The organism is Cryobacterium soli, from assembly GCF_003611035.1.
GTDB classification, from domain to species: Bacteria; Actinomycetota; Actinomycetes; order Actinomycetales; family Microbacteriaceae; genus Cryobacterium; species Cryobacterium soli.
The window spans coordinates 3,314,170-3,327,656 of the sequence record NZ_CP030033.1; the positions used below are offsets into that span (position 1 = coordinate 3,314,170).

General features: G+C 66.7%; 12 protein-coding genes. 4 read left to right on the plus strand and 8 right to left on the minus strand.

Annotation, left to right across the window (positions count from 1 at the left end):
• Positions 1–5: 5 nt before the first annotated feature.
• From DOE79_RS15340 to DOE79_RS15355, 4 genes are all read right to left on the minus strand, one after another.
• Positions 6–812, minus strand: coding sequence for an ABC transporter ATP-binding protein (locus DOE79_RS15340; RefSeq protein WP_120339257.1), 807 nt, complete (start codon positions 810–812; stop codon positions 6–8).
• Positions 809–2,878 carry a dipeptide/oligopeptide/nickel ABC transporter permease/ATP-binding protein gene (locus DOE79_RS15345; protein ID WP_120339258.1) on the minus strand — a complete coding sequence of 690 codons (2,070 nt, stop codon included), beginning with the start codon at positions 2,876–2,878 and terminating at the stop codon, positions 809–811. Before DOE79_RS15345 ends, DOE79_RS15340 begins: the two co-directional genes overlap by 4 nt.
• Before the next feature lie 4 nt (positions 2,879–2,882).
• Positions 2,883–3,839, minus strand: a complete 957-nt coding sequence (locus DOE79_RS15350; protein ID WP_120339259.1) for an ABC transporter permease — start codon at positions 3,837–3,839, stop codon at positions 2,883–2,885.
• 79 nt (positions 3,840–3,918) lie between these two features.
• Complete coding sequence (locus DOE79_RS15355; RefSeq protein ID WP_120339260.1) at positions 3,919–5,514, minus strand: ABC transporter substrate-binding protein; 1,596 nt, start codon at positions 5,512–5,514, stop codon at positions 3,919–3,921.
• 132 nt (positions 5,515–5,646) lie between these two features.
• Between DOE79_RS15355 and DOE79_RS15360 the strand changes: the two genes are divergently transcribed.
• The gene (locus DOE79_RS15360) at positions 5,647–6,360 is read left to right on the plus strand and encodes a FadR/GntR family transcriptional regulator (protein WP_245976969.1); all 714 of its coding nucleotides are present in this window, start codon (positions 5,647–5,649) and stop codon (positions 6,358–6,360) included.
• Between the two features lie 9 nt (positions 6,361–6,369).
• On the opposite strand, the gene DOE79_RS20625 is transcribed toward DOE79_RS15360, so the two are convergent.
• From DOE79_RS20625 to DOE79_RS20635, 4 genes are all read right to left on the minus strand, one after another.
• A complete protein-coding gene (locus tag DOE79_RS20625; protein WP_162942787.1) occupies positions 6,370–6,507 on the minus strand; it encodes a hypothetical protein in 138 nt (45 codons plus the stop codon).
• 25 nt (positions 6,508–6,532) lie between these two features.
• Complete coding sequence (locus tag DOE79_RS15365) at positions 6,533–7,744, minus strand: NAD(P)/FAD-dependent oxidoreductase (protein WP_120339261.1); 1,212 nt, start codon at positions 7,742–7,744, stop codon at positions 6,533–6,535.
• A gap of 37 nt (positions 7,745–7,781) precedes the next feature.
• Positions 7,782–7,991 carry an RNA polymerase sigma factor gene (locus DOE79_RS20630; RefSeq protein WP_162942788.1) on the minus strand — a complete coding sequence of 70 codons (210 nt, stop codon included), beginning with the start codon at positions 7,989–7,991 and terminating at the stop codon, positions 7,782–7,784.
• Positions 7,992–8,227: 236 nt separating this feature from the next.
• On the minus strand, positions 8,228–8,932 hold the full coding sequence (locus DOE79_RS20635; protein WP_162942789.1) for a type 1 periplasmic-binding domain-containing protein: 705 nt from the start codon (positions 8,930–8,932) through the stop codon (positions 8,228–8,230).
• 141 nt (positions 8,933–9,073) lie between these two features.
• On the opposite strand from DOE79_RS20635, the gene DOE79_RS15375 reads away from it, so the two are divergent.
• From DOE79_RS15375 to DOE79_RS15385, 3 genes are all read left to right on the plus strand, one after another.
• Entirely contained in the window at positions 9,074–10,324 is a 1,251-nt protein-coding gene (locus DOE79_RS15375) for a HupE/UreJ family protein (RefSeq protein ID WP_245976970.1), read from the plus strand.
• Between the two features lie 133 nt (positions 10,325–10,457).
• Positions 10,458–12,290 carry a purple acid phosphatase family protein gene (locus DOE79_RS15380; protein WP_120339262.1) on the plus strand — a complete coding sequence of 611 codons (1,833 nt, stop codon included), beginning with the start codon at positions 10,458–10,460 and terminating at the stop codon, positions 12,288–12,290.
• Positions 12,291–12,404: 114 nt separating this feature from the next.
• Complete coding sequence (locus DOE79_RS15385; RefSeq protein WP_120339263.1) at positions 12,405–13,484, plus strand: WxL protein peptidoglycan domain-containing protein; 1,080 nt, start codon at positions 12,405–12,407, stop codon at positions 13,482–13,484.
• Positions 13,485–13,487 lie beyond the last annotated feature (3 nt).

The window sequence follows — 13,487 nt, forward strand, 5'->3', positions numbered from 1 at the left end:
ATGTGTCAGGCGGGTGTATGCGGGTTGAGCAGGGAAGGCGCGGCTCCGAGGAGGCTGCGTGTGTAGGGATCAGTGGGGTCGTTGAAGACGCGGGCGGCATCCCCGAACTCGACAACACGGCCCCTGTTCATCACAGCGATCTCGTCGGAGAGGTAGCGCACGGTCTGGATGTCGTGGGAGATGAAGACCATGCCGAGGTTCAGTTCGTTCTTGAGGTCGGTGAGCAGGTTCAGGATCTGCGCTCTCACCGAGACATCGAGGGCTGAGGTGGGCTCGTCAGCGACGATCACCTGCGGGTTGAGAGCCAGCGCTCGCGCGATTGCGACGCGTTGACGCTGACCACCGGACAGCTGGGCGGGGAAAGCGTCCAAGGCAGAGGTCGGTAGGCCGACCAGGCCGATGAGCTCCTTCACTCTGCGTTCGCGTTGTGAGGGCTCGCCGACGTGGTGCACCTGCATTGGATCCAGCAGCGCGTCTCGCACCGTCATGCGGGCGTTCAGGGCGGTCGCCGGGTCTTGAAAGACGACCGACAGGATGCTGCCGAGGCGACGGCGCACACTGGGAGTGAACGAGGAGACGGCTTCGCCGGCGAACACCACCTGACCTGCCGTCGGCTGCTGCAGACCCACGAGAACTTTCGCGGCGGTGGACTTTCCCGAGCCGGATTCCCCGACGATGCCGAGGGTCTGTCCCCGCCTCACCGTGAGTGAGACACCCGCGAGCGCATCAATGTAGCTCTTGGTGAACAGACCGGAGGTGCGGGTCTTGAACCGTACATGTACGTCCTGAAGCTCGATGATGGGGTGACTCATCGTGTGCCTCCTAGTGGCAGGATCGGCGCGTCCTCGGGATGCGCGGCATAGTAGTGATCCGTCCCGTCGAGACGGCGGCGCACGGGGGTGACCCCGCGGCCCCGTGCCGGGGTGGACGATCGTGGAGCGAAACGGTCGCCGGCCGGAAAGTCTCGCGGCGACGGTACGGTCCCCGGGACCTGGTGGAGGCGATCGGAACCGGATTCGATCGAGAGCACAGCGCCGAGCAGCCCGCGAGTGTATTCATGCAACGGCTGGGTGAGCAGCTCCCGTGTCGTCGCTTGCTCGACGACCTGGCCCGCGTACATCACGGTGATGCGGTGCGCGAGTTCGGCGACCAAAGCAAGGTCGTGGGAGACGAACACCATGGCGAATCCGAGTTCCTCGCGGAGCGAGTTGAGCAGATCGACGACCTGAGCCTGAACTGTCACATCCAGAGCCGTTGTCGGCTCGTCCGCGATGACCAGCCGTGGGTTTCGGGTGAGGGCCATCGCGATGAGCACTCGCTGACGCTGCCCGCCGGACAACTCATGCGGATACGACGCGAGAGTGCGTTTCGGCTCGAGGCCGACCAGGTGCAACAGCTCCTCCGCGCTGCGGGTGCCGCCTCGCGAGGTCAGTTGCTTCATCTGCGAACGGATCAGCATGGCGGGATTGAGCGAGCTCAGAGCATCCTGGTAGATCATCGCGATGTCGTGACCACGGAGCGCGTTGCGCTCCTTGGGCGCCATCTTCAGAAGGTCCTTGCCGTCGAAGATGATCTGGCCGGTTATCGTCGCCCGGGGGTCGAGCAAACCCATGATGGCGAGGGAGGTGATCGACTTGCCGCACCCGGACTCACCGACCAACGCCATGGTCTCGCCTGGGCGGACCGTGAAGTTGACGTTGTCGACGACGCTGACGTCACCGTGGCGAGGGAAGGAGATTGACAGGTTCCTGACCTCGAGCAGCGGCTGCACGTCGAGAGTGAACCGGAGCCGGTCCGAGCGCCCGAGCTCGATGTCACGAAGGTCGGCGAGGCGCTCTTCCAGTGGGACGGCTGTCGTGGTGGCTTCCAGCGTGGGTATGGCGACCGTCACGATAGGCACATCGGCGCCGTCGGACCTGGCGCCCCCGGCGAGTCCAACCCCGGAGCCTGCACCTTCCGACTGCGACTGGCTGGCTTCGAGCGTGCTCGTCGCCTCGTCGGTCGCAGCCGCTTTGCTGGTGATCTTGCGCGTCTTCTGCGTGAGCATGGCATCGGTCATCCCCTCGGAGAGGATGTTCAGGCACAGCACGGAGAGCATGATGAGCAGGCCGGGGAAGAAGGTCGCCCACCACGCACCGCTCATCAGAAGATTCCGACCAGACGCGATCACATTGCCCCAGGAGGGCTCAGGGTCGGGAACGCCGGCCTGAAGGAACGACAGGGATGCTTCGAAGACGATCGCATCGGCGACAAGAACCGTGGCGAACACCAGCACCGGTGCCATGGTGTTGCGGGCGACGTGCTTGACGATGATCCGTGGTGTTGATGCACCCATCACCCGCACGGCAGCGACGTAGTCGTCGCCGTACTGGTCGAGGATGTTGGCGCGGACGATGCGGGTCAGCTGGGGGACGTAAAGGAAGGCAATGGTGAAGATCAAGACCGGAAGCGACTTGCCGAACACCGCAACAAAAACGGCCGCCAAAGCGATTCCAGGAAATGACATGACGACGTCCATCACGCGCATCAGGGTTTCGGAGATCCACTTGGATGCCGTGGCGGCGATTGCACCGAGCACCGAAGCCACCGCGAGGGCGCTCAGCGTCGCGCCGAGGCCGATCGCCAGTGAGTACCGGCCGCCGTAGAGGAGCCGCGAGAAGATGTCGCGCCCCTGCCGGTCCGTGCCGAACCAGTGTTCAGCGCTGGGCGCCTGAACCGGCGGGCCGGACGAGAGTGGATCGAATGGAGCCACCAGCGGTGCGAAGACCGCGGAGAGGGCGATCACGGTGATGATTGCCAGACAGATTCTTGACCCGATGGACAGGCCGGCAAGGCGCAGGCCCGGTACCGAAAGTCGTTCGGCTAGTATGCGTCGCATGGTCTCAAACCGCCCTAATTCTTGGGTTGATCAGCACGTACAGGAGATCGACGATGATGTTGATCACGACAAAGGCCAGGGCGACCGCGAGGGTGACCCCCTGCACGAGATTGGGTTCGTTGTTGGTCACGCCGTTGAGGATCAGCGTTCCCATTCCGGGGATGGCGAAGATGACCTCGATGACGACGGCACCGCCGATGAGATATCCCACGCGAAGTCCGAGCACCGTGACCGGGGTGATCAGAGCATTCCGCAGCACGTTCCGGGCGACCACGATGTGTCGGGGGATGCCGGCGCCGAGCGCAGTCCGCACGTAGTCCCGGTCGAGCTCCTCCACCATGGATGTGCGGACGACTCGCGACAGCTGACCTGTCACGGGGATGGCAAGCGCGACCGCCGGCAGGGCCATCCGGGCCAACCAGCCCACCGGATCCGAGGTGAAGTCCGGAAGCCGGCCTGAGGCGGGAAGGATCGAGAGCTGCAGGGTGAACAGCTGGATGAGAAGGATGGCGAGCCAGAAGGACGGAGTGGACAGCGACGCGACACCCAGGATGCGGATGATCTTGTCTGGCCACCGATCGCGGTAGACGGCTGCGAGGACTCCGAGCGCCAGGGCGAGGACGACGGCGATCACCAGACCGAGAAAGGTGAGGGAGAGCGTGATGGGGAAGGCTCGGGCGACTTCTTCGCTGACGGGGAGGCTCCGAGCGGAGTATGTCCCCAGATCGCCGCGCAGCAGACCGACGAGGAAATCGCCGTACCGAACGAGCAGGGGGTCATTGAGGCCTTGCGCATTGCGGTAAGACTCCAGGGCGTCCGGGGATGCGGTCTCGCCGAGTGCGGTGCGTGCCGGGTCGACGGGAGAGAAAGACATCACGAAGAAAACGAGGAATGTGATGCCCAGGATCATGATCGGCAGCTGCAGGAGCCGACGGCCGATGAGGCGGAGGGTGTTGGACACGGACCGCTCCTTCCTATGAGTGGGGGGGGGGGGGGGAGGTGCGCAGTGGTGCGCACCTCCCCCTTGGGCGGGTGGACGGTTAGTTTGCGGCTACGCCCACGTCGAGAAAGGACAGCCCTGTGGTGGGTACGGGCTGGAAACCGGTCAGTTCCTCGCCGCTCCACGCGGTGGGGAACTTGCGGTGGAAGAGCGGGTAGAGCACGGCCTGTTCGGAGATCAGATCGAATGCTTCGTTCCAGGTCTCCTGCTGTGCGCTGCCGTCCTCCTGCACTGCGCTGTCGAGCAGGCCGCGCAGCTGGGCGTATTCCTCCGAGTCCGCCCAGTTGGTACGGGTGTTTGTCCACACGTTGTCGCCGTACCACCAGTTCATGAGGAGGTCGGGGTCGTTGCCGAACACCGACGGGTCACCCGGGGCGACCATGACCGTGTAGTCGCCGGAATCGACCTTGGCGTAGGCAGCGGCCGACTGGCCGATGTCCAGGGTCACGTCGACTCCGATGGCGTCCAGCGACTCCTTGATCAGCGGAGCGACTTCTTTCACCCAGCCCGTGTCGGTGGTGAGGAGCGTGATCGAGAGGTCGGACACGCCAGCGTCATCGAGCAGTTCTTCGGCCTTGTCGGGGTCGTAGGTGTAGACCGTGGACGCCTCGTGGTAATTCGCGTAGTCCTCGGGAAGGAAGGACGTAGCCGCGGTCGCGTTGCCGAGCATGCCGGTCTCGATGATCTTGTCCATGTCGAGCGCGTAGAAGAACGCCTGGCGCACGCGGGGGTCGTCGAACGGAGCCGCATTCGTGTTGAACATCATGAACAGGAGTCCGAACGATTGGACGCTGTCGACATCGGCCGATGAGGCGAGCTGGTCGACATCGATGTACGGAACGTCTTCCATGGCTTGGATCGTGCCGGACGACATGGCCGTCACGCGAGCGGCGGCATCAGACAGGAGGTTCCAGTTCATGCCGGCCGCGAGCGCTGGGCGCGGGCCGTTGTAGTCCTCGAAGCGCTCAAAGACCAACTTGTCCTCGGGAACCGCGGAGACCAGCGAGTACGGTCCGGAGCCGATCGGGTTGGCACCGAATCCTTCAGGGTCCGCCTCGACGGCAGCCTTCGGGACGATTTTGACGATGCCGAGGCGTTCGTTGATCAGCGAGAACGGGTAATCGGTGGTGATTCGAACGGTGTCATCATCGACGGCGGTGACCGAGTCGATGAAGTCGATGTAGGTCGTGAACAGCGAACCGCTGTCCGGGTTGAGGACCCGCTCATAGCTGTACACGACATCGTCCGGTGTCACGGGGTCGCCGTTGTGGAAGGTTGCACCCTTTCGGAGGTCGATGTCGAAAGTGGTGTCGTCGACCTTTGTCGGGAGATCCGCTGCGAGTGCCGCGTAGGGCTCTTTGGAGACGGGGTCCAGATCGACGAGTCCTTCGAAGATGTGCCAGTTGGCCGCGACTGTCACCGCGCCTGAGGCGATCATCGGGTCGAAACTGCCGTTCAGGGAATACGAGATTCCCGCTTCGATGATGCCATTGGGATCGACCTCGGCCGAGGCGCTGTCCTCGCTAGTATCGGGGGTGGATGCTCCGCAGCCGGCTAACACGATGGCGGTCACGACGGTGCCGGCTACTGCGGCAGCGAGACGACCCATACGACGGCGGGTGGGTATTCGATTCATGAGTTCTCCAAGAGGGACGGGAAAGCATTGCAGGACATCTGACGTCTGATGTACTGTAGACACAAGTTCGGCCCCGACGCAATGGTGGAAACCAAATTGTCACGTAGGGCAAACCGAGGGGACGGAGACTGGATGTCACAGATCGACAAGCACACGTCGCGCATGCGGCGTTCTACCGCGGCCGACGAGATCAAGAAATTGATCCTCACCCGAAATCTCAAACCGGGTGACCTGCTGCCGACCGAACCCGAACTCTGCGAGACCCTCGATGTGTCCCGATCGTCAGTTCGCGAGGCGATCAGGACCCTCGCGACCCTTGACATCGTCGACGTGCGCCACGGGCACGGAACCTATGTCGGCGCCATGTCGCTGGACCCCATGGTCGAGGCGCTGGTCTTCCGCGGCGTGCTGTCGCCGGAGGGATCGCTGGCGGCCCTCCGCGAGGTTGTGGATGTGCGGCTCGCCCTGGACCTCGCCATGGCCGATGTCATTGTCAACGGTGCCCTTGAAGCAGACTCGACAGAGCTGGCGGCGCTCGTGGACGAAATGATCGACAAGGCATCCCGCGGTGAAGGTTTTCTGGAGGCGGACCGTGCTTTTCACACGAAACTGTTCGCCGTGACCGGTAACCGCCTGGCCGTGCAGTTGGTCGGCGCCTTCTGGGATATCCACACCGCGGTGATTCCCCAACTGGGAATCGCCATGCCTGCGGACATCAGGCACACCGCCGAAGCCCACGGCGATATGCTCGCCGCCGCCCTGCGCGGCGACGTGGAGGGCTATCGAAAAGCGGTGGTCGAGCACTACCGCCCCCTGCAGAAGTCGATCTCTGCGGCGACGGCGTAAGCCCCTTCGTCACCCGAGCTTGAAGCCGCCATTGCTGTTCAACAGCTGACCGGTGATCCACGAGCCCGGCTCCGAGAACAGGATCCGCAGCGCCCCCTTGCTCGCACTCGTCGGCGACGGCTTCGGGATCGTCCGCACTGCGCTCATAGCCGAGCCGGTCGTCGTAGGGACGCTAGGCGCGCCCCGTGAGGATGAGGTGCCAGTAGACCCAGGGCAGGATGTGCCGGTCGAAGACCCAGGTGAGCCTGCGCTCGCGGGCCAGCCCCGTCCAGAGAGGGATCGTGGGCCGGGGCTGGTAGCTGTCGTCGAATTCGGCGAAAACCACCGTTCCCCGTGACACCGTGAAGGGGCAGACGGAGTAGCCGGTGTACCTCTTCGGCAAGGGTGCGCCCGTCATGGCGGCAGTGAGGTTCTTCGCCAGGACCAGGGTCTGCTCGCGCAGGGCGCCGCCGGACTTGGAGTTGCGGGTGGCCGCCACATCACCCAGCGCCCAGACATTGGAAAACCTCGTGTGACGCAGGGTCTCCGGGTCGACCTCGACGAAACCCCGCGAATCGGTGGGCGCCGGCAGCGGGGTGGCCTTCAGCCAGTCCGGCGCCGACTGGGGCGGGACGGCGTGCAGGACGTCATAGTGGAGGTGCTCCCGCACACTGCCGTCGGCCCGGCCGATGACGACACTGCGCGTGCCGGCATCCACCTCGAGTAGTTCGGACTGGGGCTTGAGCTCTATGCCGTATTCGGCGATCTTGCGCGCCAGCTCCTCGTCGATCAGGGGCATCCCGAAAACCGTGGGGTCCGGCACGACCAGCACCACGCGGATGTCGCCCAGGACCCCGATCGTGCGCCAGTAGTCGCACGCCAGGTACATCGGCTTCTGCGCGGCGCCGGCGCAGCTGGCCGGGCCGGCCGGCTGGGTGAAGACCACCGTGCCGCGGCGCAGGTCGCGCAGCAGCCTGGACGCCTTGACCGCGAGGTCGAACTCGTAGTTGGACGCCCCGGCCGGCGAGGCCATGGCGTCGGCCAACCCCGGCACACTGTTCCAGTCCTTCTGAATCCCCGGGCAGACCACGAGTTGGTCGTACCCGAGCGTGCGGCCGGAACCCAGCTGCACAGAATCGCAGTCCGGCCGGACGTCGGTCGCACGGTCCTGCACCCAACGGATGCCGCGCGGCGTCACGGCTGCCTGCGGACGTGTCGCCAGACTCGCGCGGGCGGTTCCGCCGGCGATGTGCGAGAGCAGCGGTTGGTACACGTGCTGCTCGCGGGGTTCCACCACGACGATGTCGTCGAGACCCTCGCGGCGCAGGCGGCCCGCGACCGACAGGCCGGCGTTGCCGCCGCCGATGATCACGACGCGATGATGCTCGGGTGCCTGGTCAGCCATACGCCGACTGTAGACGCGGCCGGGCGCAACGGGAAGGTCAGGCGGCGACGCGCAGAGCTTCGCGGAGGTGCGTGAGCCCCTCGCTGAGGCGGGAGTCGGCGACGTCGACGCTCACCCCGAGCAGGTCGGCGACCTGGCCGTTGTCGAAGCCGGCGTAGTAGGCCAGGTGGATCGCCTGGCGGTATTCGGGGGCCAGGGTGTCGAGGGCATCCGTGGCGTTGTCGAGGTTGATGGTGGGAGTGAACATGTGAAGCAAACTTTTCGTTGTGACGTGTGAAGGCGGCGCGCAACATTGCGCACGCCGAGATTCTGCAGCGTGAATGACCGACCGGTATTCCGGTCGAGTGGTTCCGAATGGGGATGAACCCGATCGGAGGGTGTGCGGCTCCGGCCATGGATTGGGGCAGCGGAGGGGTCGAATCGTGATAAAGATCGACGCGCAACCACCAACACTAACACAACCAGGGCATGCGCCGGCCCAGCTCAGAAAGTCAGCCGCAGCACGATCCCGGTGTGGCCGTGCAGAACGCTCGCGACCCCGGCCGTGACGGCGTCGTCGGCCCGGCCGGCGGTGATGGTCGTCTCGTCGTAGTCGGATGCCGCGCTCAGCCCCGTGCCGCGGAAGGTCGCGCCTTCCCACACCACCGCGGTGAGGTTCTCGGTGGGCTCGGGCAGCTCGGCGCCGACTACCAGGAACTGCTGGGCCAGATGCTGCGGAGTGAGCAGGGCGAACACGTCCACGACGGCGTTCCCCGCTCCGATGACGAGGTCGGCGTCTCGCAGGACGGCCGTGTTGATCTGGGCTTCCACCTCGTCGTCGGTCGACGCCGTGAGCCGTTCCAGCTGCACCCCGGAGCGCGCGGCCCAGTCCTGCACGGCGCCGGCCAGGGTGGCAGTCCCGGCATCGTAGCCGGCCGAGATGAGCACCACCCGGTAACCGACGGGCGGCTCCACGCCGTCCCACGACCCCGGCTCCGGGTTCACGGTCGCCTCCGGGGTGGGGGCGGTCACGTCGCCGAGGAACCCGGCACCGAGGGCGGCGACGCCCGGTACGCCGGTGGCAGCGGAGGTGGGCACAGAGGCGACGGGCGGGGCCGTCGCGCATCCGCCGAGGAGCAGGCACACCAGGAGTGCTCCGGCGAGGGCGCCGGCGGCGGCCGGAAGCGAGGGGACTGGTCTTCGGAGCACGCTCCATGGTGGCAGCGGGCCGGGACGCGCCGGCAGCGGCCAGATGAACACCCGGAGAACAGCCGGCCGTAGCCGGCCTCGTTTGCCGACGGTTGGCCTGCGGGTCGTGTCGCGTTCATCCGGCTTGGCCAGGTTGTGCGGGTGATCCAGAATCCCAGACCCAGCGCCCGACCCCGTCGCACGATCCCCGTCGCAGTGGCGCTCGGGCTGTTGGCCGCCGCGGTCGGCAGCACCCTGGCGGCGTCCCCTGCGCTGGCGCACGGGTTCAGCTCGAGCGTCTACGTGGATGCCACCGCCACCGCCGACGGGGCCGTGCGCACCACCCTCGACCTGGAGTACGACCTGCTGATCGTCTCGGCGGCGGAGAGCGGCACGGACCAGGCCCTGTTCGACGACGGCATGGACCTCTTCGAGACCGGCGAGGAAGCCGCGGCCCTGGACGCTCACACCGACACCGTGCTGGCCTACGTCACCGACCGCTTCACGGTCACCGCCGACGGCACCGCGTGCCTGCCGACGCAGGTGGGTTCCTTCACCGCGCACCAGCGCGACGAGGTGCCGTACGCGACGCTGATTCTCGACTACGACTGCACTGCGGCGACGGATGCCGACGGCAGGGTGGCCCACGAGATCCGCAGTGAGCTGTTCCCCGACGCCGAAGACTACGTCACCGGCACCACCACGATCGTCAGCTACGACCTCGACGGGCAAGCCGGCAGCGCCGCCCTTGACGCGGCGCATCCGTCGTTCTCCACCGGGCAGGGCTGGGCCGACCGGTTCGGCGAGTTCTTCCTTCTCGGCGCCGAACACCTGCTCGGCGGCCTCGACCACATCCTGTTCCTACTGGCGCTCATCGTCGGTTCACGCCGGCTGCGCGATGTGGTGCTGGCCGCGACGACGTTCACGCTCGCGCACTCGCTGACCTTCCTCCTCGCCGCACTGGGCCTGGTGACGATGCCGTCCGCGATCGTGGAACCGGTCATCGCCCTGTCCATCGCGGTTGTGGCCGCCTGGTACCTCTGGGGCGTCTGGCGCCGACGAAGGCTCACCGCCATCGTGGACCCCGTGCGCACCGGGCCCCTGGGCCTGGACCGGGCCGACTGGTCGCGGTTGGCGGTGGTGTTCTGCTTCGGCCTCGTGCACGGCCTGGGCTTCGCCGGCGCCCTGGGTATCGAGGAGGCGTGGTCGTGGACGTTGCTCTGGTCGCTGCTGGTCTTCAACGTGGGCATCGAGGCGGTGCAACTGGGCATCATCGCCGTGGTCTTCCCGCTCCTGGCCCTGCTGCGCCGCCGGTCTCCCCGGGTAGGGCTGGGCCTGGGCGTGGCGATCGCGGGGATCGTGACGGCCACAGGTCTGGTCTGGTTCGTCGAACGCCTCCTCGGTCTGGGCTAGACCCAGGTTGACCGGTGACCGCTACCGGCACGGTCCTTGCCATTCACACAGGATTCACTCGGCGCAATCACAGTGGATGAGCGCACTCGCGTACCAGCGCTTTCCTCTCACTCCCGAAAGGCACTGCACACACATGTCTAGCCAAGACACCACGCGGTCCATCAAGCCCGCCCAGCACCGCACCACGACCCGGCTCGCCGCCGCGGCCGTCTGCCTGTCCGTCGCCCTGGGCGGAAGCGTCCTCACGGCGACCTCCGCCTTCGCGGCCACCGCCGCCCAGACCGACATCGTTCTGGGTGTCGGGTCCAACGAGACCCAGCGCAACCTCTCCTGGTACACCGCAACCGACACCGCGCAGGTGGCGCAGCTGGCCCTGGCCGCGGATGTCGTCGGCGGCGCGTTCCCGTCGCTGGCCACCACGATCGACGGCGCCGGCGGCCCCACCACCAGCGGCGAGTTCAACAGGTTCGCGACCTTCACCGGGCTGAAGGAGAACACCTCCTACGTCTACCGGGTCGGCAGCGCCGGCAACTGGTCCGCCACCTACAGCTTCCGCACCCAGGACTTCGACGGCGACTTCAATTTCCTGTTCTTCGGCGACCCGCAGATCGGGTCCTCGGGCAATGTCGGCAACGACGCGGCCGGCTGGGTCGACACCCTGGGCGTCGCGACGGCCGCCTACCCGGATGCCGAAATGCTGTTCTCGGCCGGCGACCAGGTTGAGTCCGCGGCCAACGAGGCCCAGTACGAGGCATTCCTACAGTCCGACGCACTACGCCAGATTCCCTTCGTGGCCACCAACGGCAACCACGACGTGGGCTCGAAGGCCTACGAGCAGCACTTCAACACGCCCAACGTGGACCGCACGGCCGGCGCCGGTTCGTCGACCGGCTCGGGCGGTGACTACTGGTTCATCTACAAGGACGTGCTCTTCCTCGACATCAACTCGAACAGCCGCGACGCGTCGCACATCGCCTGGATGAACAAGGTCGTCGCCGAGCACGGTGCAGAGGCCAAGTGGAAGGTTCTCGCCTTCCACCACTCGATCTACTCGTCGGGCCCACACGCCACGGACTCCGATGTGCTGGACCGCCGCAACGTGCTGCCGACCGCCATCTCCGACCTCGGGATCGACATGGTGCTGCAGGGTCACGATCACAGCTACGCCCGCAGCTACCTGATCCACAACGGCGAGAAGGCCAACCCGGATGAGGCGGCCGGCGCGGACTCCGTCGTCGCGGGCCCCGGCGGCGTGCTCTACGTCACCGCGAACTCGGCCTCGGGTTCCAAGTACTACGACCTGCAGAACAAGGGCTTCTGGTGGCTCTCCGTGCAGAACCAGGAGAAGGTGCGCAACTACAGCGCCATCGACATCACGGGCGACTCGATCACCATCAAGACCCTGCGCAGCCAGGCCAACGGCACCGACAAGCCCGTGAACAGCATCGTGGACCAGGTCACCCTGAGCCGCGCCGAGGTGCCCGACACCGACAGCCAGCAGTTGCAGGTGGAGGTCCCCGAGGCCGCTCCGGGCGAGTTCGTCTGGAACATCGATGGCACCAACAACCTGGTCGACCTGGGTACGGCCATTGAATCCGGTGACCACTACGCCGCGATCGGCACGATCAACCCGATCCGCGTCACCGACACCCGTGCCGCCGGACCGGAGTGGTCCGTCTCCGCCCAGGTCGGCGACTTCAGCGCCGGTGCCACCTCCTTCTCGGGCAAGTACCTGGGTTGGTCGCCCGCCGTGGTGCAGGCCGGCGGCGACGCCGAGGCCGGTGCCCGGGTCGAATCGGGCTTCATCGGCGGAGACGGCCTCTCTGTCTCCTCCACCCTCGGCCACGCGGCCGCAGGCCACGCGCTCGGCTCGTCCAAGCTCGGCGCCGGCCTCGACCTCAAGCTGCCCATCGACGTCACCGATGGCACCTACAAGGCCACGCTCACGCTCACCGCGCTGAGCTAACCGGTTCCACCCCTCGGGGCGGGCGTCTTGCGGCGCCCGCCTCGATTCACTTCTCGTGTGGGTCACCACTTCTGCCCAGCCGAGTCCGCCCCGTCAGCCCGTCGAGGAACCCCGATGACAACGCGCTCCCCCCGCTCCATTGCCCTGCTCGTGCCAACCCTGCTGCTGGCCGCGGTGCTGCTGATCGGAACGGCCGCGACCTCGGCCGGCCCTGCTCTGGCCGCCAACGGCGACCTCACCTGGGGTGTGCGAACGGCCTCGAACGACAACGGCACCGACCGGCAGAACTTCAGCTACACCCTCGACCCCGGCGGTTCGGTGACGGACGCCGTCATCGTCAGCAACCATGACTCGGAGCCCCTCGCCCTCGACGTGTACGCGGCCGACGGCTTCACCACCACCAGCGGTCAGCTCGACCTCGTCACCAAAGACACCGAGTCGGTCGACGTGGGCGCCTGGTCCGCCGTCGGTGCCGCGCAGGTGCAGATCCCGGCAGGCGAAACCGTCGAGATCCCCTTCACCGTGACCATCCCGGCGGATGCGACGCCCGGCGACTACGCCGGCGGCATCCTCACGTCCCTGCCCCAGCCCGGGCAGGAACAGGGCGTCAACGTGGACCGGCGGTTGGGCATCCGGATGCACGTCAGGGTCACCGGCGAACTGGCGCCGGGCCTCACCGTCGAGAAGATGCAGGTGGACTACGCGGGCACCCTCAACCCCTTCGGCACGGGCAACGCCACCGTGACCTACACGGTGCACAACACGGGCAATGTGCGCCTCGCCGCCGGGCAGAGCATCAGGCTGGCCGGCCCGTTCGGCCTGCTGCCCAGCACCGTGGACACCGTCGAGCCTGTGCCCGAACTGCTGCCGGGCGAGTCCTGGGACGTCACGGCCTCGGTCGGCGGGATCGTGCCGGCCTTCTGGCTCTCGGCGACGAGCGTGCTGTCGCCGGAACTGGCCGTCGTGGCCGGGGCGACCCCCGGGCTCGAGGCCGTCGAGGCCAGCACCGGCACCTGGACGATCCCGTGGTCGCTGCTGGTGCTGCTCCTTCTGACCGTCGCCGCGGCCATCGCCGCACGGCTCCTGCTGCGGCGCCGCAGCCGCCAGCGCAGGCTGCGCGAAGACGCCCGGGTGCAGGAAGCGGTCGATCGGGCGCTCCGTGAACAGGTGAAGGCGCCGGCCCCGGTCGAGTAGTCG